This is a genomic window from Arthrobacter russicus (assembly GCF_031454135.1).
Lineage (GTDB): Bacteria > Actinomycetota > Actinomycetes > Actinomycetales > Micrococcaceae > Renibacterium > Renibacterium russicum.
Genome location: NZ_JAVDQF010000001.1, coordinates 839410 through 861361, shown reverse-complemented (window position 1 = coordinate 861361; position 21952 = coordinate 839410). Strand labels below are relative to the sequence as shown.

The 21952-nt window shown below is 60.1% G+C and carries 21 protein-coding genes; 18 read left to right on the top strand and 3 right to left on the bottom strand.

The annotated features are described in order from the left end of the window. Positions 1 to 5 precede the first annotated feature (5 nt). From JOE69_RS04085 to JOE69_RS04075, 3 genes are read left to right on the top strand one after another with little or no spacing between them, the layout of a single operon-like run. Positions 6 to 860: an ABC transporter permease gene (locus JOE69_RS04085; protein WP_309801140.1), complete on the top strand. Its 855-nt coding sequence runs from the start codon at positions 6 to 8 to the stop codon at positions 858 to 860. Then, entirely contained in the window at positions 860 to 1621 is a 762-nt protein-coding gene (locus JOE69_RS04080) for an ABC transporter ATP-binding protein (RefSeq protein WP_309796301.1), read from the top strand. Before JOE69_RS04085 ends, JOE69_RS04080 begins: the two co-directional genes overlap by 1 nt. A gap of 40 nt (positions 1622 to 1661) precedes the next feature. Further along, positions 1662 to 3608, top strand: coding sequence for a DUF6541 family protein (locus JOE69_RS04075; protein WP_309801136.1), 1947 nt, complete (start codon positions 1662 to 1664; stop codon positions 3606 to 3608). Here the strand turns inward: JOE69_RS04075 and JOE69_RS04070 are convergent. Then, positions 3605 to 4654: an ABC transporter substrate-binding protein gene (locus tag JOE69_RS04070; RefSeq protein ID WP_309796299.1), complete on the bottom strand. Its 1050-nt coding sequence runs from the start codon at positions 4652 to 4654 to the stop codon at positions 3605 to 3607. The two genes, JOE69_RS04075 and JOE69_RS04070, sit on opposite strands and share 4 nt — an antisense overlap. A gap of 85 nt (positions 4655 to 4739) precedes the next feature. Continuing rightward, entirely contained in the window at positions 4740 to 6800 is a 2061-nt protein-coding gene (locus JOE69_RS04065; RefSeq protein WP_309796297.1) for a DUF6541 family protein, read from the bottom strand. Positions 6801 to 7006: 206 nt separating this feature from the next. Between JOE69_RS04065 and JOE69_RS04060 the strand changes: the two genes are divergently transcribed. From JOE69_RS04060 to JOE69_RS04040, 5 genes are read left to right on the top strand one after another with little or no spacing between them, the layout of a single operon-like run. Continuing rightward, positions 7007 to 7780 carry a glycosyltransferase family 2 protein gene (locus JOE69_RS04060; protein WP_309796294.1) on the top strand — a complete coding sequence of 258 codons (774 nt, stop codon included), beginning with the start codon at positions 7007 to 7009 and terminating at the stop codon, positions 7778 to 7780. Next, a complete protein-coding gene (locus tag JOE69_RS04055; RefSeq protein WP_309796292.1) occupies positions 7777 to 8193 on the top strand; it encodes a DUF2304 domain-containing protein in 417 nt (138 codons plus the stop codon). Before JOE69_RS04060 ends, JOE69_RS04055 begins: the two co-directional genes overlap by 4 nt. After that, complete coding sequence (locus JOE69_RS04050; RefSeq protein WP_309796290.1) at positions 8183 to 9079, top strand: glycosyltransferase family 2 protein; 897 nt, start codon at positions 8183 to 8185, stop codon at positions 9077 to 9079. Before JOE69_RS04055 ends, JOE69_RS04050 begins: the two co-directional genes overlap by 11 nt. Beyond that, entirely contained in the window at positions 9079 to 10083 is a 1005-nt protein-coding gene (locus tag JOE69_RS04045; protein WP_309796288.1) for a glycosyltransferase family 2 protein, read from the top strand. The genes JOE69_RS04050 and JOE69_RS04045 overlap by 1 nt, the downstream gene beginning before the upstream one ends. A gap of 28 nt (positions 10084 to 10111) precedes the next feature. Then, positions 10112 to 11530, top strand: coding sequence for an MATE family efflux transporter (locus JOE69_RS04040; protein ID WP_309796287.1), 1419 nt, complete (start codon positions 10112 to 10114; stop codon positions 11528 to 11530). On the opposite strand, the gene JOE69_RS04035 is transcribed toward JOE69_RS04040, so the two are convergent. Then, complete coding sequence (locus JOE69_RS04035) at positions 11523 to 13988, bottom strand: GH25 family lysozyme (RefSeq protein ID WP_309796285.1); 2466 nt, start codon at positions 13986 to 13988, stop codon at positions 11523 to 11525. The two genes, JOE69_RS04040 and JOE69_RS04035, sit on opposite strands and share 8 nt — an antisense overlap. 345 nt (positions 13989 to 14333) lie before the next feature. Here JOE69_RS04035 and JOE69_RS04030 point away from each other — a divergent pair, with 345 nt between their 5' ends. The 10 genes from JOE69_RS04030 (at position 14334) to ftsX (ending at position 21934) form a co-directional block, all read left to right on the top strand. After that, positions 14334 to 15557 carry a TadA family conjugal transfer-associated ATPase gene (locus tag JOE69_RS04030; protein ID WP_309796283.1) on the top strand — a complete coding sequence of 408 codons (1224 nt, stop codon included), beginning with the start codon at positions 14334 to 14336 and terminating at the stop codon, positions 15555 to 15557. Next, positions 15557 to 16411, top strand: coding sequence for a type II secretion system F family protein (locus JOE69_RS04025; protein WP_309796281.1), 855 nt, complete (start codon positions 15557 to 15559; stop codon positions 16409 to 16411). The genes JOE69_RS04030 and JOE69_RS04025 overlap by 1 nt, the downstream gene beginning before the upstream one ends. After that, positions 16408 to 17349 carry a type II secretion system F family protein gene (locus JOE69_RS04020; RefSeq protein WP_309796279.1) on the top strand — a complete coding sequence of 314 codons (942 nt, stop codon included), beginning with the start codon at positions 16408 to 16410 and terminating at the stop codon, positions 17347 to 17349. Before JOE69_RS04025 ends, JOE69_RS04020 begins: the two co-directional genes overlap by 4 nt. Before the next feature lie 9 nt (positions 17350 to 17358). After that, positions 17359 to 17613, top strand: a complete 255-nt coding sequence (locus JOE69_RS04015) for a hypothetical protein (protein ID WP_309796277.1) — start codon at positions 17359 to 17361, stop codon at positions 17611 to 17613. Further along, a complete protein-coding gene (locus JOE69_RS04010) occupies positions 17585 to 17974 on the top strand; it encodes a TadE family protein (protein ID WP_309796275.1) in 390 nt (129 codons plus the stop codon). The genes JOE69_RS04015 and JOE69_RS04010 overlap by 29 nt, the downstream gene beginning before the upstream one ends. Positions 17975 to 18050: 76 nt before the next feature. Next, positions 18051 to 18443: a hypothetical protein gene (locus tag JOE69_RS04005; RefSeq protein WP_309796273.1), complete on the top strand. Its 393-nt coding sequence runs from the start codon at positions 18051 to 18053 to the stop codon at positions 18441 to 18443. Continuing rightward, complete coding sequence (locus JOE69_RS04000; protein WP_309796271.1) at positions 18440 to 18931, top strand: pilus assembly protein TadG-related protein; 492 nt, start codon at positions 18440 to 18442, stop codon at positions 18929 to 18931. Before JOE69_RS04005 ends, JOE69_RS04000 begins: the two co-directional genes overlap by 4 nt. A 64-nt stretch (positions 18932 to 18995) precedes the next feature. Next, positions 18996 to 20111, top strand: coding sequence for a peptide chain release factor 2 (gene prfB, locus JOE69_RS03995; RefSeq protein WP_309796269.1), 1116 nt, complete (start codon positions 18996 to 18998; stop codon positions 20109 to 20111). A 150-nt stretch (positions 20112 to 20261) separates the two neighbouring features. Next, complete coding sequence (gene ftsE / locus JOE69_RS03990; RefSeq protein ID WP_296363727.1) at positions 20262 to 21023, top strand: cell division ATP-binding protein FtsE; 762 nt, start codon at positions 20262 to 20264, stop codon at positions 21021 to 21023. After that, positions 21020 to 21934, top strand: a complete 915-nt coding sequence (gene ftsX, locus JOE69_RS03985; RefSeq protein WP_296363726.1) for a permease-like cell division protein FtsX — start codon at positions 21020 to 21022, stop codon at positions 21932 to 21934. Before ftsE ends, ftsX begins: the two co-directional genes overlap by 4 nt. Positions 21935 to 21952 lie beyond the last annotated feature (18 nt).

Here is a 21952-nt window from a genome sequence, read left to right as displayed (position 1 = left end):
TCGCGATGAGCTTTCCCGGCCGGGGAAAAGGTCTGCGCGATGTCTATAAGAATCGTTTTTTGCTGAAGCTCCTGGTCAGCAAGGAAATCAAGGTGCGTTACCGGGGGTCGGTGCTCGGCATCCTCTGGTCCTACATGCGTCCGCTCACTCAGTTCTTGGTGTTCTATGTGGCGCTTGGCTTGTTTTTGGGCGTACAGGGTTCCACGCCCAACTATCCGATCTACCTCTTTTCCGGGATCGTCCTGGTCAATTTCTTTACTGAAGCGCTGGGCAATGCCACGCGATCGATTGTGGAGAACCGAGACCTGATTCGGAAGATCTATTTGCCCCGGGAGCTTTTCCCGGTAGCCAGCGTCTGGGTTTCCGCGGTGCATTTCCTGCCGCAGTTCTTGATCCTGCTCGTGGTCTGTCTGTTCACCGGATGGCAGCCGACGGTGTTGCAGCTGGTCCTGGTCGTCGTCGCGTTCATCATGGTCGGCGTGCTCGCGATTGGCCTGGGCTTGTTTTTCGGCGCCGTGAACGTCTATTTCCGGGACTCGGAGAATCTTGTCGATTTGCTCATCATGATGGTGACCTGGTTGTCGCCAGTGCTCTACCTGTGGAGCCAGGTGCAGCACGTGCTCGGCGGGTTTTTCTGGATCTATCAGCTCAATCCCATGACCGTCGCCGTGGAACTCTTCCATCGCGCGTTTTGGGAATCGACGCTCAGCCCGGAACAACTTGGCATGCCGGCCGCAGCACCGGTGCCGGGACTGGAAACCATGTGGTTGCCGATTGCCTTCGGAGTTTCACTGATGATCCTGTTCATCGGGCAGTTCACTTTCGCCAGGCTATCCAAAAAGTTCGCACAGGAGCTCTGATGACCGTCACGGTTCGACCGGATACTGCCATCGTCGTCGACGACATCGTCAAAGAATTCGTGCTCCGGCACACCCGTTCGCTCAAAGAGGCCCTGGTGTGGTTGCTCAGAGGGCGCAAAGGTGACATCACCAAACGGTTCCGGGCGCTCGATGACGTTTCATTGCACGTGGCCCAAGGCGAAACCGTGGCTTTGCTGGGACTCAACGGTTCCGGGAAATCCACCCTGTTGAAATTGATCTCAGGCGTCCTGCAGCCCGACAGCGGCTCGGTGCGGACTCGGGGCCGGGTAGCCGGCCTGATCGAAGTTGGCGCCGGTTTCCACCATGATCTCAGCGGCCGGGACAATGTTTACCTCAATGGTGCGATCCTCGGGATGAGCCGGGCCGAAATCGATGAGCGGTTCGATTCGATCGTGGAGTTCTCCGAGATCGGCGAGTTCATCGACACCGAGGTCAAGTTCTATTCCTCCGGAATGTATCTGCGCTTGGCTTTTTCCATCGCGGTTCACACGGATCCGGAGATTTTCTTGATCGACGAGATTCTGGCGGTCGGCGATGAACCGTTCCAACGCAAATGCATCGCGAAGATCAAGGAGCTTTCAGCGCGCGGCAAGACGCTGTTCGTGGTGAGCCATGATCTCGACCTCGTTTCGACCATTTGCGAACGGGGCGTGCTGCTGGAACGAGGGGTTATCCAGCTGGACGGGCCCGTCCGCGATGTCGTCGCAGAGCTGCGCCTCCGATCAGCGGATGACGCATGAGGTGCCGGGCTACGGCACAGATCCGGGATAAGTGATCGCCATGCAGTGGTGGGACGCCTGGTGGAGCATGCTGCTGGCTGGTGCAGTGCTATTCGTGCCGGGGCTGGCTTTGGGCTGGGTTATGAACCTGCGTCGTTTGGCCCTGGCTGCGGCAGCACCGGTTTTGTCGATCTCGTTGATCTCAGTGGCCGCGATAGTTTCCGCTTTTTTCGGCATCGCTTGGTCAGTGCTTCCGGTTCTGGCGCTCACCGCGGTGGCTATGGTGCTGGTTGGCCTGGGTACCCGATTGCTCCCGCTCCGCTACCGGGTTCGGCAGAGCCGGCGACCTTTTGCCGTTCGGCAGATCTGGACGATTGCCGCGCTAACCGTGGCCGCAATCGTCATCGCAGGAAATCTGATGCTCGCGATCGGCAGACCCGAGTCGATTTCCCAAACATACGACAATATTTTTCATCTCAATGCCATCCGCTATATCGCAGACACCGGGCAAGCCTCATCGTTCACGATCGGCCGGATGACCGGGGAGTCCTTTTATCCTGCTGCCTGGCATGATTTCGTTTCGTTGGTGTTTCAACTCAGCGGTTCGTCGATTCCGCAAGCAGTCAGCAGCGGCAACATCGTGATCGGGGCCTTGGCCTGGCCATTAGGCGCGGTGCAGTTCAGCCGAACCGTCTTGCCGAAGACGCCGGCGGCGACTTGGATCGCGGCTTCGACGGCAACTGCCTTTGGCGTTTTCCCGATGATCTTGATCGATTTCGGGGTGCTGTACCCCACATTCCTGGCATATGCCTTTTTGCCGGCGTGCATCGCCTTTCTGGTCAAAGCAATCGGCATCGGCGCTGGGCAGGGAAGCCGAAAGGCCGCCGCCTGGCTTGCCTTGATCATGATGCTTCCCGGACTCAGCTTGGCGCACCCGAGCGCTTTGATGGTGCTCGTGGCGCTGAGCATTCCTTTGGTGGGCTACGTCTCGTGGCGTGCGCTGCCCATGTTGAAGCCTCGCTGGCAACAAGCTCCGCTCGGCACCGGCGCGAGGTTGGGGCTCATCGTGCTCTGGGCAGTGGGCGCTTTGGTGTTGTGGAAAGCAGTTCGCCCGCCGGCCGACGCCGCGTTCTGGCCGCCCACGCGTTCTCCTGCCGGGGCCGTCGTCGGGGTCTTTTCGAATGCTGTCGTCGGGCTTCCGCCGGCGATCTTCGTGAGTGCGTTCCTGATCCTCGGACTGCTGGTGGCGCTGCGGCGAAAGCAGCTTTGGTGGCTGGCCGGCCAGTTCCTGCTGATTGGGTTCCTTTTCATAGTCGTCTCATCGTTCAGCCAGGGCGGATTCCGTAACTTTTTCACCGGAATCTGGTACAACGACCAGTATCGGTTAGCGGCACTGTTGCCGCTGCTTTCGGTCCCGATTGCTTCCCTGGGCGCATATCGGGCCTACCGTTACTTCCGGCGTCTGCAGCCAGTCCGTATGCTGCGCGGACGATCAGCGGCATTCCGTTGGTCCGCCGGAGCCCTGGGCCTCCTGGCGATGCTGCTTGCGACTCAGCTCGGAAACGTCTCCGCTGCCACGCAGCGAACCCAGAACGATTATCTGCTCAGCAGCTCGTCTGCCTTGTTGACCAATGACGAGATGAGCGTGCTGCAGAGAGTGCCGGATCTGGTGCCAAAACGATCCGTGGTCGTAGGCAACCCGGCCAATGGAAGTTCGCTGGTCTATGCCTTTGCCGATCGGGTTCCGATGCAGTACCACGTCCTGAGTGCTCCGCCCACGGAGGATCAGCAGCTGGTCTTGGACCATTTGGACGACGCGAAGGACAACCCCGCAGTGTGCGCCGCCGTCCGGCGCTTGAACATCGGCTACGTCCTGGATTTTGGAACCCAGGAAGTAAATTTCGGCTCGCATCCGACCCCGGGTCTGCAGAACCTCGATACAGCCGGAGTCGCACGGACTCGCTATCAAGAAGGTGATGCCCGACTGCTCCAGATCACGGCTTGCTAACTGCCGAGCTTGGAGAGGTAGGCTGCTCGGGCAATTTTCGAATACAGCGAAGTCGCGGTTGACCGGATACCGAGGGGAGAGGCGTTCCGGAGGGCTAAGGTTTCCCGTGCGTAGTCAAGAGACGCTTGGGCACCGGCAGTGAATGTGGGAAGTTTCTCCAAGTTTCCGGATTTGACCAGACCATCCTTTTTGTCTTGAAAGACATCGATGACCGTGACGTCCGAGATCAGCGTTGTGTTGGCGGAACCTGAATCAGCGAGGATATCCGGAGGCCCCTGAACCGATTCGGAGGTCTGTGGGTTCGAGGCTGCAGCAGACGACAAAAAGGGTGCCGGAGCCAATCCGAATTCTTCAAGGATTCTGACTCCGTTGGAGTTCGTTGGATGCACTCTGAAGGCAGACTCTGCGGCCGAGTTGGCTGCCAAGTAGAGGAAAGTCGTCCCGGTAGGGGTGGTATACCCGGCTTTGGCCGCAGAAATTGCCTTTTCGGTCTCCGCGATCACTGCTTCGGCGCGATCATTCCTGCGCAGTGCCTTTCCGATGGCGCGGGTCGAATCCCGCCACGGGGTCGTATAGCCCAGTTGCAGAGGCCCGAGAACCGGCGAGATCTTCGCCAACTCGTTGTATGAAGATTGATCGATCCCGGAATTTACCGCAATGATCAAGTCGGGCTTATACGTTTTGATCTTTTCGTAAGGAATGGACTCGATGATATCGAAGATCTCCGGGTAGAAAGCCGAGAGCGAAGATTTTACTTTCCCGAGCATTTCTCCGAACCACGGTGTGGATGCGCCGGCAAATCCATCGATTCCGGAGAATGCAAGGGGAATCACGCCTAGGTCGATGCAGATATCGGCCGCGGACAGCCCAACGACTACGATTCGTTGTGGAACGTAGTTGAGGACGGTCTCACCGAATTGATGAGATATCGATACCGTCGCAGCAGGAGTCGAGTCTGGGCTGTAAGACTCTTTCGGGCCGAAGGCAGAGCATCCAGTAAGAAACAACGTTCCTACCGAGCCCATAATCAGGGCGCGTCGGCTCAAACCTGAATGATTCGAATCTGGTCTCATTTTGTCATCTCACTCAATGTCGAAAGCTTAGGACGAGAATTGTTAGTATTCTCTGGCATTAACCGCATGCCGTTATTCGGAAAAGCCTAGCCTTTCCTACCTCCGCAACTTTTACAATTCCGAGCCTCGGGTTGTCTTTCAGGTTGTCGATGCCGGCATTGGTGTCCGGGATGTCGGTGATCTTGGGACCTTCGAAATCAAGAGCCCAGTAAGCTCGTTTTTCCTTGATCACTGGGCAAACCTGCGTATTGAAGGTGGCGTCTTGCCAGTGCTCGAGCAGGATCTTCTCCTCGGCGCTCCGTTCGCCGAAGACATGAGGCGCAACGGTTTTCCGATTTGCGAGCGCATACACCAACGAAGCACCCTCAAGCGGATTGGCCACAATTGTGTCGGAGACCGGCACAATGTCCGGAATCTTCTCGAACAAGGACAGCGCGTCGCTGGTAAGGAGCGCCGAGTCCTGTTTGACTTCGAAATACGATTTGATGGAGGACTTGATCGGTCCCAGTGTTCCGATTTGGGATCCCAGGGTCACGACGACCAAAAATATGGCGAACCCCCAATTGACATTTGCGGTGCTGAGCGAACGCGGGATTTTGGAGTTGACCCGTGACAGCGAAGCGCTGAGCCGCTCAGTCTTTTTCCGCAGGTAGTTGAAGATGAATGATCCGCCGAGTACCACGAAGGGGAGCGTTACGGTGGGTAAAAGTGCGGCAAGGCGGAAGCTGTCGTTGTACCAAACCCCGACGATGAAGCTTCGGAGCCGTCCAGAGCCCCAGCCGGAAGAGAAGACGAACAGGATAGACGCTACCGCGAAGATTCCGAACAGCCACCAGTTCTCCCGGAACTTCCGGGCAGCGACCGCGATGCCAGTAATCAGTAGAATCGCGATGATCCAAGGAGTCGGTGCGCCCATCGGAGAGCTCAGGAAAATTTCGCCCAAAGCCCGCGACGGCGTTTGGTTTGCCGACCAGGGGGCTCCACCGAGGTCAGGCCTGATGTAGATCCAGCTGACTACCGCCACCAGGAGATAGAGAATGCCAAGACTCGACCATTGGACCATCTTGCCTCTGTTGTCCGGCAAGTCGGCCTGTACTGATTTGACGATGCGATACAAGATGATCGGCCCCATGAAGGCAAGCAGAGCCATTGCAACGCTCGGGTGGGCCATGACAAGCCCGGGTGCCACCGCGATGAGCACGATCAGCGGTCCCAACGCTCGCTTCGGTCGGGCATGGCCCACCCGGCAGGCTTCAATAGCCAGCCCCAGAGCGGCAGGCAGCAGAGCGATCGCAGTGTGGTTGGGGTAAAGGACGCCCCAGCCGATCGAGAGGTAGGGAAATGCGCTGAAGCTGCCTGCAAGCACCAATCCCAAAGCCAGGAACTGGGTCGAAAATCCCCAGATCCTTGAGATGAGGAACATGCAGGAGAGCGGCCAGACCACCGCTGCGGTGAAGATATTCACCGCATTTATCGCGATGTTGACCGGTTGCCCGGAAATTACGGAAACCAATGCTGCCGAATCATGGAACCCGGCCGGGTAGAAGCCTTGCGAGGCGGGAGTGAGGTTGCCGAGGGTCAAGGACGACCCGTTCCCGGTGTCTGCAATCAGCTTTACCGCGTTGAGATGGTAAATATCGTCGAAAGTCTGTGAAATGTTGGTCAGCGAGCCGATTGCCGAGAGGTAGTTGTACGCGATGATGCCGGCGACCAAAAGCAAGCCTAAGCACAGTGCGAGATTTCGCCGCCGCACCGCCGGCGCGGTGATCGGCTTTGAAGGTTGGCTGATGATGTCGGACTGGACCATGAGAGAACGAAGCCGAGACGGTGCCTCCGGTCCGGGAGCCACGGGCATGAATTTCAGGTTCCAAAACATCCGCAGGACCAGTGTGAGGGCCGAGACGAGGACTGCCATCGCCAGAGTGGAGAGCGGTGTGAACTTGATCGACAGCAGTTGCAGGAGGATCGCGGAGCCGGAAACCAGGGTCATTGAGATCGGTGCCGAGAGCGCAACCAGGTTGGCTCCACGGACTCCGGCAGACCACAAAATCATCAGTCCAGGAATCAGATAAACGCCGATGAGGGCAGGAACTAGCGGGAGTAGCTGCGTCCACTGCATGCGGTGCGTCTCCTGAAGGGTGGGGCGAGAGTGACCAGTTCATTATGCCAGAGCATGCCGCAACGGACGCGCAGGTGCGGTGCTGGCGAAGCCGGCAGGCCGCCGCGGAAGCGCTGAAACGGTGCACCCCGGGATAACCGACACCGTCAGCGTGTCGGCACCGGCAAGTCGGATCCCGGTGCTGGAACACGCTACACTCATAAATCATGGATCCATCCAGGCGCTCCGGCACGCTGATCATCATGCCGGCATGGAATGAGTCCGCGGTCATAGCGAGTACCATCCGGGAAATTCGTGAAACTACTCCGGAACACGACATCCTGGTCGTCGATGACGGCTCACAGGACGGCACGCCCGCGATTGCTCGGGAAGCCGGTGCCAAGGTTTTGGTGCTTCCGTTCAACCTCGGCGTCGGCGGAGCTATGCGAACCGGATTCAAGTACGCTTTGCGCTACGGTTACAGTTCGGCCATCCAAGTCGACTCGGATGGGCAGCACGACCCCCGGGACATCAATAAAGTACTTGCCGGCCTGCAGGATTCGGACATTTCGATAGGTGCGCGTTTTGCGGGCAAGGGGAACTACGTGGCTCGGGGCCCTCGCAAATGGGCCATGCTGGTGCTTTCCAAAGTGATATCCGCCGTGGCCAAGACCGAACTCACCGATGTGACATCTGGATTCAAAGCGGTCAACGTGCGGGGTCTCAACCAATACATGGAGCACTTTCCCACGGAATACCTGGGAGATACCATCGACTCCCTAGTAGTGGCGGTGAAGTCTGGTTGTAAGGTGACTCAGGTCCCGGTGGAAATGCGGGAACGCCAGGCCGGGACGCCAAGCCACAGCCCTTTCAAATCGACGATTTACCTTGCGCGGTCTGGATTGGTGCTTTGCTTTGCGCTGGCCCGAAAACGGACCCATCGCTGGGATGACTTTGGCTTGCAAGGCGAAAACCCGGTTGAAGGGGGTGGCTCGAAGTGAGTGTGGCATTCTCCCTGGTGATCTCGATCGGCATGGTGCTAGTGGTGCTGCTTCTACTTCGTCGGGGCAAATTGCGGGAAAAATATGCGATTCTCTGGCTCGTGGTCGGCATCCTGACCATCATTCTGGGATTTTTCCCGAGCCTGCTCGATTGGGTTGCCAGTTTGGTGGGCGTCCAGATTCCGGCTAATCTGCTCTTTGCGTTGTCGATCGTTCTTCTGGTCGGAGTAGGGCTCCATGTGTCCCGCGAATTGACCATTTTGGAGGACGAGACACGCGCCCTCGCCGAAGAGGTCGCCATTCTTCGGGCCGCAGTCGAAGATTGGACTGCTTCGACGCCCGACCAACTACCACGGGAAGCTTCGGCGGACCCGCTCAAGCACCAGCAGCCAGGAGAATCCAATGACCGTTGACGTGATGTTCCCCTATTATGGGGATGTCGTCATGATGAAGGCCGCCGTTGACTCGGTGCTGAGTCAAGAGGACCGGGACTTTCGGTTTACCATCGTCGACGACGGGTACCCGGACGATTCGCTCCCGGAGTACTTCAAATCCCTGGTGGACAACGACTCGCGCGTCCGCTACTACCGCAATGAAACGAATCTTGGCGCGAACGGAAACTACAAGAAGTGTTTGAGCCTAGTTGAGCACGATGTGGTCGTCGTGATGGGCGCGGACGACATCATGCTGCCGAACTTCATCGGGGTGGTTCGGAAGGCGATGGAAAACCCGCGGGTTAAAATCGTGCAGCCCGGTGTTGAAGTCATCGACGAAAACGGAACGGTCTATTTGCCGCTCGGCGACCGAGTCAAGGCCCAACTTCGCAAGATGGTGGTCGGGTCAGCAACCGAGGCCATTGTAGCCGGTGAGCCGATTGCGCAGAGCCTGATCACCGGAGACTGGTTGTACTTCCCCTCGGTGGCGTGGCGCGCGGATGCAATTTTGAAACACGATTTCCGGGAACAGTACAACGTGGTCCAGGACATTGCTTTGGCTATGGACATCATTATGGACGGCGGTGAAATGGCAGTCATCGACGAAGTGTGTTTTCAGTATCGCCGCCACCGCGAGTCGGACTCTTCGATCAAGGCATTGGATGGCCGGCGGTTCGCTGAAGAGCGTGCATTCTTCGACGAATGTGCAAGGGATTTCGCCCGGCTTGGTTGGCGAAAGGCTTCGCGCGCAGCACGGCTGCATCTGACTTCAAGGCTGAACGCTGTGACATTGCTGCCCAAGGTGGTTTCCAAAGGCATGTGGGACGGGCTGCGTAAACTCACTGTTCACGCAGTCAAACCCTGATGCAGCCGGAGGGCATCGTCCAAGTCAGTGTGGTGATGCCGATGTACAACGGCTCGGCGACAATCGAGCGCGCGGTGGCAAGCGTCATCGGCCAAGATTTCGACGACTGGGAATTGATCATTGTCGACGACTGCTCCACCGACGACGGCCCGGAACTCGTGCAGCGAATCATTGATTCGGACAGAGCTCTTCGGATCAAGCTTCTTCGGCAGTCGGAAAACGCTGGTCCCAGCGCCGCGCGGAATGCCGGGTTGGCTGCTGCTTCAGGGGAATTCCTCAGCTTTGTGGACTGTGACGACGAGTTGCTCCCTAGCGGGCTTTCGGTGTTGGTATCCGCTATGCGCGACGACCTCGACCTAGTGGCGGCCGCGCACCTTGCCGCGACAGTTGACGGCGTACGTGAATGTCGACCGGACCGCATGCAAGGGCTAGCCAGCGGTGCGGAGATCCTCGATGCCGCGCTGCAAGGCAAAATGTGGAATTATCTCCACGGCAAGCTGTACCGTAGCCGCATCTTCGAGCAAGTTCGGTTTCCGGCGCAACTGGTCAGATATGAAGACTTGGTGGTGAACGCCTGCGCATACTCGTACAGTCGAAACGTCCTGGTGATCGATGATCCGGTTTATGTCTATCATGTCCAACCCGAATCCTTGACGTGGAGTCAGCAGCCATCCCTCGATTACATCAAGGGGACGGTCCAGGGGGTACAAGATGGAATCAATCCCGCAGCCCGGGGCAAGGTGGCGCAGCGATCTTGGGATTCCCTACGGGCTTTTCTGGGGGTGATGACCTATTCGGGCGGACTTTTCGCGACTGACTCGGCCAAGGCCAACCGGCAAATTGTGGAGTACCTCCGGTCGGAGCTGTCTTGGCGGGCGCTGGTCGGTGTGGCTCGGAGCTGGTCGCTCATCGGATGCTCGGCTTTGTTGATCAAAGTCAGCCCCCAGCTGTACTCGGCGCTCTATCGCTGGCATGTCCGGCGGACTTTCGGAATGTCCAAATGACGCGCCCGTCTGAGAGGCCGTAAACTCGATGAGCAGTAACCCTGAAGGTGTGCCGGTCATCGCACCGGCACACCATCGTCTTCTCTATTTGGTTGCTGCGGTCGCACAGGGGCTTGGACTTCCCATTATCCAGCCATTCGCGATTCGGATGTTGGATGCGCAGCAATGGGGCCAGGTTAGTTTTTCGCTCAGCTTGATTTCGATCGGTTTGATTGCGTTGTCGGCAGGATTGCCGCAGGCAATCAGCACGACGTATTTCGTTGCCGATGCCGGCCCCCGGAAAGCCCGCTCGCTTGCGGCTTTCGGAAGCTGGTTCAGTGTGCTCACTGCCCTGGCGATTGCCTTGGCCGTCGGCTTATGGTGGTTTTCCCGAGGCGAATTAGCTGCGAATGGACCGTATCTGATCTCGATCTTGATCATCGGGATGCACGGGGTCACTCAGATGGCGCTTGCCTTCTTGCGTTCGGCGCACCGTGCGCTCGCCTTCGTCGTGATCACTGTGATTGCTACAGCCCTCGGGCACGTGACCGGCATTTTGGCCATCACCTTCGTGGAGCGGACCGCGAATGCATACATGATCAGTTTTGCGGTGGCTGTTTTCCTCGCATCGTTGCTCGGCGTGCTTGCGGCAAAGCCAAAAGCGCCGTTCGAGTATCCGAAGGTGCTCCGCTCCGCAATCGCAGTGGCGCTGCCAGTGCTGCCGCACAGTCTGGCGCTGGTTTTGATGCTTCAAGGCGAAGCGATACTGATCACCATGTTCAACGGAGAAGAAATGGTTGGGCGCTACAACGCCGTGCTGCCGCTTGCCCTAGGAGCACTAGCGGTGATCATGGCATTGTCCAATGTCTGGCAGACCACGATTTTCTCGCACCGGGGAATCGACAGCACCGGCGAGGTTAAAAAGGTTCAACGTGAGGCCGCCGGCGTTGGTGTGCTGCTGGCGCTCGGCGGAAGCGGTGCCGCAGTCCTGGTATGTTTCGTCATCTTCCCGCAAGCAAGCGATGATTTGCTGAGGCTGGCCAGGCTATTGCCGCTTCTGGGTTATGGCTATGTCATGTTTTTGATGGCGACGACGCAGCTTTTTGCCATCGGGCGCACCCGCATGATGAGTGTGGTCACGCCAGTTGTCGCCGTGGCGGCATTACTAGGAGCAGCCTGGCCCGCTTCGCAGGGAGACCTTTTCGCTGTCGGCCTCATCCAGGTCGCCTCCTATCTGGTCTTGGGGTTCGTTTACTGCATCTTGGTCCGGAGACTAAATCCATCGCTAGTCGATTTTTGGTTCTTGCTCAAAGGGCTGGCGGTTGCTATAGCGGTCACGACGGTAATGGTCCTGTTGCCTTTGGACATCGGGACGGCAATCGCTAGTTTCTGTATAGTGGCACTCGTCGGGCTTGCAGCTATTGCGATCTATTACCGAAGGCTACGGATGGATTCCAGGATCAATTGATGGAGATTCCCTCGAATACCGACCAGTTGATGCGGCCACCTTGGAAACTTTGAGTACAGTTTGTTCCATTTTGGTTGCATCCTTCGCCTGACACGGGGTATCCGAGGCGTCCCTGCTCCCAACCGGTTTTCGCCCAAGCATCGCGGATCGCCCCGGTGGTGATTTGCGCGCCGGTCGCCCCAGTCCAGTAAATCGAACTACCTTGGAATACCTGGTAGCAGCCGTTGTTTTTGAGTCCGCAGGTTTCGGGTCCGGTGGGGTAGCCGAGTTTGCCGCTTTCGTATCCGGTTTGGGCCCAGGCTTGGCGGATGGGTCCGTTGGGGCTGGGTTGGGCGCCGGTGCTGTTGGTCCAGTTGATGTAGCCGTTTTGGAAGGCTTGGTAGCAGCCGTTGTCTTTGAGTCCGCAGGTTTCGGGTCCGGTGGGGTAGCCGAGTTTGCCGCTTTCGTATCCGGTTTGGGCCCAGGCTTGGCGGATTGCTCCGCCGGTGATTTGGGCGCCGGTGCTGTTGGTCCAGTTGATGTAGCCGTTTTGGAAGCCTTGGTAGCAGCTGTCCTCTGCCGGGTTGCAGATGACTGAGCTGATGGGGTAGCCGAGTTTGCCGCTTTCGTATCCGGTTTGGGCCCAGGCTTGGCGGATGGGTCCATTGGGGCTGGGTTGGGCGCCGGTGCTGCTGGTCCAGTTGATGTAGCCGTTTTGGAAGGCTTGGTAGCAGCCGTTGTCTTTGAGTCCGCAGGTTTCGGGTCCGGTGGGGTAGCCGAGTTTGCCGCTTTCGTATCCGGTTTGGGCCCAGGCTTGGCGGATTGCTCCGCCGGTGATTTGGGCGCCGGTGCTGTTGGTCCAGTTGATGTAGCCGTTTTGGAAGCCTTGGTAGCAGCTGTCCTCTGCCGGGTTGCAGATGACTGAGCTGATGGGGTAGCCGAGTTTGCCGCTTTCGTATCCGGTTTGGGCCCAGGCTTGGCGGATGGGTCCATTGGGGCTGGGTTGGGCGCCGGTGCTGCTGGTCCAGTTGATGTAGCCGTTTTGGAAGGCTTGGTAGCAGCCGTTGTCTTTGAGTCCGCAGGTTTCGGGTCCGGTGGGGTAGCCGAGTTTGCCGCTTTCGTATCCGGTTTGGGCCCAGGCTTGGCGGATTGCTCCGCCGGTGATTTGGGCGCCGGTGCTGTTGGTCCAGTTGATGTAGCCGTTTTGGAAGCCTTGGTAGCAGCCGTTGTTTTTGAGTCCGCAGGTTTCGGGTCCGGTGGGGTAGCCGAGTTTGCCGTTTTCGGCGGCAAGTGTCCGATAGCTGGTGCGGATGGCACCCAGACGGCTCACCTGCGCACCGGTGGCGTCGGACCAAAGGATTTCGCCGCCTCGAAAGCTCTGATAACAGCCGTTGTCCCGCAGACCACAGATGATGCCACTTGAGTTGGTTCCGAGCACCGCCGAGTTCTGGGCATATGTTTGTTGGATTTGAGCTGCTGCGTTGTTGCCCGCCGAGTCGGGGACCGTGGCGAACCGTTTGAGCGCGGCCAGATCGCCGTTCCAGATGTTGCTGTCTCCGGCGGTGGGCCCTTTGTCGCTGTACTGCCAGAAGCTGTATTGGTTCCAGCTCGCGGGCAGGGTGCCGGGCCCGACGGAATTGTAGGCGGCCACGTGCAGGGCTTGATTGCCGAATCCGGCAGCATTGCCGGTGCAACGCGTCCACCAGTCGGTCGTGGTGTAAATCACCGGGTAGCGCCCGGTGAGCGTCATCATCCGGTTGGAGAACTCTTTGATCCAGTTGACCATCTGGGTGCCAGCCATGTTGTAGCAGGTGTCACCCAAGGATGCGTAAGGGTTGTATTCGATGTCGAGCAAGGGCGGCAGGGTGATCCCGTCGGCGGACCAGCCGCCGCCGTTTGCCGCGAAAAAGTTTGCCTGTTGGGTTCCGGACGAAACGCTGGGCAACGCGAAATGGTAGGCGCCGCGAATCATGCCCACCGCGGCCGCGGATCCGTATTGCTGTCCGAAGGTGTCCGATTTGTAGCTGGTCCCTTCGGTGGCCTTGACATAGGCGAAGCGAGCCCCCTGGTTCCATTCGGCTTGCCAATTGACGTTGTCGGTCCGGGAACCGTTGGGGTTCACTTTGGCTTGCCAGGCACTCACGTCGAGGCCGAGGACGCCCCAGCCAGGCACGAAACTCGTCGATCCGGTCACTGCCTGCGGTGCAGCAGCCCCCCTCGGGCCGGATTCGACCGGCGCGTTCTTGAGCAGTTGCGGTGCGACGACCGAATCTTCGGTCCAGCCCATCTTCGCGCCGGGCGACGGAACCTCAGGCGGAAGGGCCTGGTCGGATTTTTCCGCGGCTGCGGTCGAGCTCGGTTCCGGGAGCGGCGGGGCTGCCACTGCGGCGCCGGTGCCGAGTGCCAACGCGGGCAAGACGGCCAGGGTGAGCAGAGCAATGGAGATACGGGACGGCGAAGTCCGAAGCTTGAAATTCATGTGGATTCTCCAAAAACTCTGATCTGGCGTTATGGCGGTAGGGGCACCGGCCTCGGCGCGTCGGGTGCGATGTCTGCCGTTTGTGGGAATCGAGATGGTTTAATCTGCCCGCATTCATGATAGCAATGTGATCAATGGGGCCTGTGAGGCTGATGTGAATCCGTTATCTTAATGTTATATGAGACCTGGGTTCGGCCGCCGGCTTTGATCGTGGGCCGGCGAAATGCCGTTCGGCAGCTTCCGGCTGCGGTTGTCCACAAGCTCCAAGATTTTGCTGTCAATGCTTTGGAACTTGTTTTACCCTGTATGGAAGCACAGCGGATTCATAGCCAGGGGGAGGCTCCGATGGACGCGGTGGATATTGTCGAAGGCGAAGTCCGGGAGCTATTGCGGCGCGACGGAATAGACCCGATGCGCCAGCTGGCCGAAGTTCGGCAGATCGTCGAAGCGGTTTTCCTCGACTATGAAGAACGCGCGTTGCTCGGTGCGGTGCCGTCGTTGCGCCGGGCCGCGGAGGCAAAACGATTCGTCCTCGACGCGGTCACCGGGTTCGGTGCGATTCAACCGCTTCTCGATGATCCTGCAGTCGAAGAAATCTGGATCAATGCACCGACCGAAATTTATGTCGCGCGCAACGGGGAGTCCGAGCTGACCGGCTTGCAGCTGAATCCGCAACTGATTCGGGACTTGGTCGAGAAAATGCTCAAGAGTTCCGGACGTCGTCTGGACTTGAGCAGTCCATTCGTCGATGCGGCGCTTCCGGACGGTTCGCGGTTGCACGTCGTGATCCCGGATGTCACCCGGGAGCATTGGGCGGTGAACATCCGGAAGTTCGTCGCTCGGGCGAGCCGCCTGGAACACCTGGTCGAACTCGGTACGCTGCCGCAGCAAGCGGCACGGTTTTTGGCCGCGGCGGTGGCTTCTGGACTCAATATCCTGGTCTCCGGTGCCACCCAAGCCGGGAAAACCACGATGCTCAACTGCTTGTCCGCGAGCATCGGCGCGCGGGAACGGGTGGTGACGGTGGAGGAAGTGTTCGAACTGCATTTTCCGTTGCGTGATGTGGTCGGCCTGCAATGCCGCCAGGCCAATCTCGAAGGAAGCGGCGAGGTGCCGTTGCGCCGTCTGGTCAAGGAAGCACTGCGCATGCGCCCCGACCGCTTGGTGGTCGGCGAAGTCCGGGAGGCCGAGTGCCTGGACATGCTCATCGCTTTGAACAGCGGATTGCCCGGGATGGCGACGGTGCACGCCAACTCCGCGCACGATGCCATCGTCAAACTGTGCACCTTGCCGCTCTTGGCCGGCCAGAACATCTCCTCGGCGTTCGTGGTGCCTACGGTCGCTTCATGCCTCGACTTGGTGGTGCACTGCAACAGGTCGCCTGACGGGTCCCGCCGGGTGGTCGAGATCCTCGCGATCGGGAGCCGGGTGGAGAACGGGGTCATTGAAACGGCCCCGATTTTCGGTACCCGCGACGGCCGCTTGGCGCCGGTCGCGGTGGCTATGCCGGCTGCGGATAAATTCCAACGGGCCGGCTACGACGTAGCTGAACTCCTGGCGGCCTCCTGATGCCGGTGGCGGTGGGCTTGAGCTCCGGAATCGGCCTCTTCCTCATCTGGTGGTCGTGTTGGGCGACGCCGGCCCGGCCAACCCGGAAGGGCCGTTCCGATCCGATTGCCCGGAATCTGCGTCAGGCGGGAGTCGAACGGATCGGGACGGCGGCCTTCGTGGCGATCTCCGGATGTTCCGGCGGGTTGGTCTTCCTCACGGCCTTTCTCCTCAGCGGTTCATTGCCGGTCGCCTGCTGTTTCGGACTCTTCGGCGGCCTGCTTCCCTTTCTGGTGCTGCGCAGGCGTGCCGCGAAACGGGCAGCGGTGTTCCGGCAACTGTGGCCCGACGTCGTAGACCAGCTCAGATCCGCGATCCGGGCCGGGTTGGCGCTCGCTGAAGCCCTGAGCCAGCTGGGCGAAAAGGGGCCGGCGGAGCTTCGCGCCTACTTTCAGGATTTCGCGGTCGATTACCGTTCCAGCGGGCATTTCGAACCGGCCTTGGACCGGCTCAAGGAACGGCTCTCCGATCCGGTGTCGGACCGGATCTTCGAAGCGCTCAGATTGACCCGGGACGTCGGTGGCTCGGACTTGGGGCGGTTGCTAGGCACGTTGAGCGAATTCCTGCGTGAGGCGGCCAGGACCCGGAGCGAATTGGAAGCCCGGCAGTCCTGGACGGTCAATGCCGCCCGGCTCGCTGTCGTGGCGCCGTGGCTGGTCTTGATGTTGTTGGCCACCCAGCCGGATGCGCTCAATGCCTACAACTCGACGGCCGGATGGATTCTCCTGTTGGTGGGCCTGGGCGTCTCGGTCCTCTGCTACCGGGTGATGCTCCGCATCGGGGCGCTGCCGGAAGAAGCGCGGGTCCTGCGATGAGCAGCCAGATGTTGCCGGCGATGCTGTCCGGAGCACTGCTCGGCCTGGGGCTGTGCCTCGTGTTGTTCCGAGCCCCCTTCATGCGCGGACCGGAATTCAGCGAACGGATTGAGCCGCAGATGCGCCCGTCCGCAGCGCAATCGAGGCTTCTGCTGCGCGTCGACGCCCCCGGGTCCATGCTGGGTCCCCTGGGACGGTTCCTGCGTGGCGGGTTGGCGCGGGCCGGCGTTCGGTTTCCCGGAATCGGCAGCGGAAATGCGAACTTGGCGCTGCGGCTCGGCCAGGCCGGCCGGGCACAGTCGCCCTTGGAATTCCGGGCCGAGCAGCTCCTGTGGGCGGGCGTGGGCTTCGGCGTAGCAGCGTCGATTTCGGTGTTCTGGGCGATCGGCCGAACCAGCAACCCTTTGCTGCCGGCCGTCGTGTCGCTGGGCGCAGCCTGCTTCGGGTATCTGTTGCGCGACCATCTGCTATCCCAGCAGATCAAACGCCGCGAGCGGAAAATGCTGAACGAATTCCCGGCCTTGGCGGAATTGATGGCCCTCGCGGTCGGTGCCGGTGAGAGTGCGGCCGGCGCCTTGGAACGGGTCTGCCGGGCTTCGAGCGGCGAACTTTCCAGTGAGTTCGAAAGGATTCTGAACCGCACCCGCAGCGGGACGCCGCTGATCGAGGCATTGGCGGAATTTTCCGCCCGGACCACGGCGATGCCCCTGGTCAGGTTCACCGACGGCCTCGCCGTGGCGATCCAACGCGGCACCCCGTTGGCGGACGTCCTGCGCGCCCAAGCACAGGACGTCCGGGACTTGGCGAAACGGGAGCTCATGGAATCGGCCGGCAAAAAGGAAATCGCCATGATGATTCCGGTGGTCTTCGGTATTTTGCCGCTGACTGTGCTCTTCGCAGCTTTCCCCGGATTCCACCTGCTGAGTTTCGGTCTATAGGAGGTTTGAATGAGAGGAATGACCATGGGATTGCAACGGTGTCGCAACTGGATCCGGGCAGTTGCCTTGCTTGGCTTCATCGGGAGTCTTTGCCTGGTTGTCCGCGGCCGGTTGAAAGGGTCCGACGACGGCGAGCGCGGAGACGTCCCGGGTTGGGTCATGGTGACCCTGATGACCGCGTTATTGGTCGTCGCGCTGCTTGCGCTCGCCGGCCCGGCCCTGACCAGCATGTTCAATGACGCGATCAATAGAGTCCGCGGCTGAGCGCGGTTCCGCGCTGGTCGACTTTGTCCTGGTAGGCGCGTTGCTGGCCTTGACCTTCATCTCGATTGTCCAGCTGGCGCTGGTTCTGCACGTCCGAAACACCATCATCGATGCCGCAGCCTCCGGTGCCCGGTACGGCGGCTTGGCGGACCGGGCAGCTGAGGACGGGGTGAATCGGACCCGGGAACTGATCGGCTCCGCGCTGAACCCCGACTTCGCCCAGGACATCGGTTTCAGCCGTGCCGACGTCGCAGGGATTCCGGTGCTGCGAATCACGGTTCGGGCTCCGTTGCCGGTGATCGGCTTGATCGGGCCGGCCAAAGTCCTGGAGGTGAACGGACATGCGGCACTGCAACCGTGAGCCAGGCGGCGGCTTGGCCCGAATCGCCCAGCGAATTCGGCATCCGCCGGCGGAACCTTCGGCTCGGGGGAGTGCCGTGATCGAATTCGTTTTCCTGGGCGTGCTGCTATTGCTTCCGGTGTTGTACTTGATCGTGGCTTTGGCGCAATTGCAAGGGGCGGCGTTTGCCGCAGCCGGCGCGGCAGACCAGGCGGGCAAAGTCTATGTTCGCGAAGCGACGCAGGAGTCGGCGGAGTTGCGGGCCGAACAGGCGGTGCTCTTGGCCATGCGTGATTTCGGCCTGCAACCCGAACAGGCCGAGTTGCGGATAGCCTGCGAGCCGGCAGATTGCCAGGCTGCGGGCACCCGGGTCACCGTGGTGATCACGGTACGGGTGCCTTTGCCCCTGTTGCCGAGCCTGCCTGGCTTCGACCGCACCGGGGTCAGCCTGGCGGCAAGCGCTTCCCAGATGGTCGGTCGGTTCCGGTGACGGTCCGAATCGTTGCGCGGCGGACGGCGGCTTTGCACCGCGGCGGTCAGCACTGTGCTGCCGGCGAATCCGGGCAGCTTGCGATTCTGGTCATCGGCTATCTGCTGTTGTCCTTGTTGGCGGTGTCGGTGGTGACGGCTGCTTCGGCGGTGTACTTGGAGCACAAACGGTTGTTGTCCGTCGCGGACAGTGCCTCGGCGTTCGCTGCGGACAGCTTCAGCCTCGGCGCCGTCGGGCCTGGCTCGGCACCGCAATTGACGCTGAGCGACCAGCGGGTCCGCGCCGTGGTTCGGCAGTATCTCCAGCAGGCCCGGACCGCGGAGGATTTCGACCGGTTGGCAGTGTCCGAACGGACCGGCTCGCCGGACTCTCGCAGCGCCACGGTGGTGCTGACCGCGGTAGTCCGCTTGCCGGTGGTGGGATTGTTGTTGCCCGACGGAGTCGAAATCACGGCCACCAGCACAGCCCGCCCGCAGCTGCGGCGTTGACCGGAGGGCGCGGGCTCAGCGGCAAATACCGGCAGCGTCGGCCGATGCCATAAGCTAGAGCATCATGGCTGACATCGATTTTCTGGCAGAGATCCGCGCGCTCCGCGCCACCTACGATTCCATCGAACGGGTGATCGATGCCGACTCGCTACGGAAAGAGATCGAAGAGCTTTCCGTGCAGGCCGGGGCGCCTGACCTCTGGGACGACCCTGCGGAAGCGCAAAAAGTGACGTCCAGGCTCTCCCATGCCCAGTCGAAGCTCGAACGGTTGGAAACGCTGACCTCACGAATCGACGATTTGGAAGTGCTCGTCGAGCTCGCCGAATCGGAACACGATGAAGACAGCGCCACCGAGGCGGTCAAAGAGCTCAAGTCATTGCAGAAATCCTTGCAGGAACTCGAAGTGGTCACCCTGCTCGCCGGTGAATACGACGAACGGGAAGCCGTGGTCACGATCCGCTCCGGTGCCGGCGGTGTGGATGCCGCCGATTTCGCCGAGATGCTGCTGCGCATGTATTTGCGTTGGGCGGAACGCCACGGTTATCCGACTGCGGTCTTGGACACCTCGTACGCCGAGGAAGCCGGTTTGAAATCGGCCACCTTCGAAGTCAAAGCGCCCTACGCCTTCGGAACGCTCAGCGTTGAAGCCGGTACCCACCGCTTGGTCCGGATCAGCCCGTTCGACAACCAGGGACGTCGGCAGACCTCCTTCGCGGCGGTCGAAGTCATCCCGTTGATCGAGCAGACGGACAGTATCGAAATCCCGGAAAACGACATCAGGGTCGATGTTTTCCGCTCCTCCGGTCCTGGTGGCCAGTCCGTCAACACCACGGATTCGGCGGTCCGGCTGACCCACCTGCCCACCGGCACCGTGGTCTCGATGCAGAACGAGAAGTCCCAGCTGCAGAACCGGGCAGCTGCTTTGCGCGTTTTGCAGTCCCGGTTGCTGCTGTTGAAGAAGCAAGAAGAAGATGCGGAAAAGAAGGCGCTCGCCGGGGATGTCAAAGCATCGTGGGGCGATCAGATGCGTTCCTATGTGCTCAATCCGTACCAAATGGTCAAGGACCTGCGTACCGAACACGAAGTCGGGAACACCTCCGGTGTGCTCGACGGAGACATCGATGATTTCATCGACGCCGGCATCCGGTGGCGGGCCAACAACCGCAACGCTGCCGAATAGCCGCTGCTGCGGCCGAACTGAGCGGAAATAGCCGACACACCGCGTCCGGTCCGGGAATACTCCGGCGGTAGATGCCTATAGTCGAGAAGCCGGTGGATTCTTCCCCGAACCCTGCCCAGCTGCCGGTGAACCTCTGGGTGAAAAAGAGCCATGATTCGTTTCGACACTGTCACCAAGGTCTATGACCGCAAGACCCGCCCAGCGCTGGACAAAATCTCGCTGGAGATCGACCGGGGCGAATTCGCCTTCCTGGTCGGTTCTTCAGGCTCGGGAAAATCCACTTTCCTGCGGCTGGTCCTCAAAGAAGACCGGGCCACCGGCGGTGCCGTTTACGTCGCGGGCCAGAACGTCGCGAATATCTCTTCGTGGCGCGTGCCGAAGCTCCGTCGCGGCATCGGCGTCGTGTTCCAGGACTTCCGGTTGCTGCCGCAGAAGACGGTTTTCGCAAATGTGGCGTTCGCGATGCAGGTGATTGGCAAGAACCGCAGCGTGATCCGGGAAACCGTGCCCGAGGTGCTCAAAACCGTGGGGTTGGAAGGCAAGGAGAACCGGCTGCCGCATGAACTCTCCGGCGGTGAGCAGCAACGCGTGGCGATCGCCCGCGCCGTGGTGAACAAGCCCGGGATCCTGCTGGCCGACGAACCGACCGGAAACCTCGATCCGGATACTTCGCTGGGCATCATGAAGGTTCTGGACAAAATCAATCAGAACGGCACCACCGTGGTGATGGCCACACACGACGACGACATCGTGAACCAATACCGCAAGCGGGTGGTGGAACTGCGCAACGGCGTGATCGTGCGCGATGAAGCCCGGGCGCTCTACACCTCGATGATTCCGAAAGTAGCTCCGGGAACCGTCGATTCCGATGGCCAGGATGCGTACCCGGCAGAGCAGGAGTCCGGCAAATGAGACTGGGCTTCATCCTCGGTGAAATCGGTTCCGGCCTGCGCCGGAACCTGTCCATGGTGGTATCGGTGATCTTGGTGACCGTGGTGTCACTGGCCTTCGTCGGCGCGGCGCTCATGCTGCAGCAGCAGATCGACAATATGAAGGGCTATTGGTATGACCGGATTCAAGTGTCGGTCTTCCTCTGCAACAAGGATTCGACGAATCCGAGTTGCGTATCGGGCGCTTACACCGAGGCGCAGCGCGCCGATATCCAGGCGAAATTGGATCAGCCGCCGCTCCAGCAGTACGTCAAGACAGTCGAGTTTGAAACCCAGGAAGACGCCCTCAAACACTTCAAGGAACAGCGGCCGGATTCTGCGATCTCGGATTCCCTGACCGCGGATCAGCTCCCGGCTTCGTTCCGGGTCAGCATGACGGATCCGGAAAAATACCAGATCTTCAATGAAGCACTCTCTTCGGTGCCCGGCGTCGACCAAGTGGTCGATCAGCGCACTGCCCTGGAGCCGATCTTCACCACGATGCGGATCGGAACCATCGCCGCGTTGGTGATCGCCGGCTTGATGATCGTGGCGGCGTTCTTGCTGGTCGCGACCACGATCCGGCTTTCGGCATTCAGCCGACGACGCGAGACCGGGATCATGCGGCTGGTGGGGGCATCGAAGACCGTGGTGCAATTGCCCTTCATCCTGGAAGGCGTGATCGCGGCGTTCATCGGTGCAGTGCTTGCCTCGGCGGGATTGTGGGCGGTGACGAAGTTCGTGATCGAAGACATCTGGGCGCCGGCCAATCCGGTCACGCCGTTCATCACGGTGGGCCAGGTCTGGTGGATCGCACCAGTGCTGATCGGGATCAGCATCGTCGTAGCGGGTCTATCTTCATGGATAACCCTCAGGAAGTACTTGAAGGTTTAGTCTAGACTGAGACGGCGA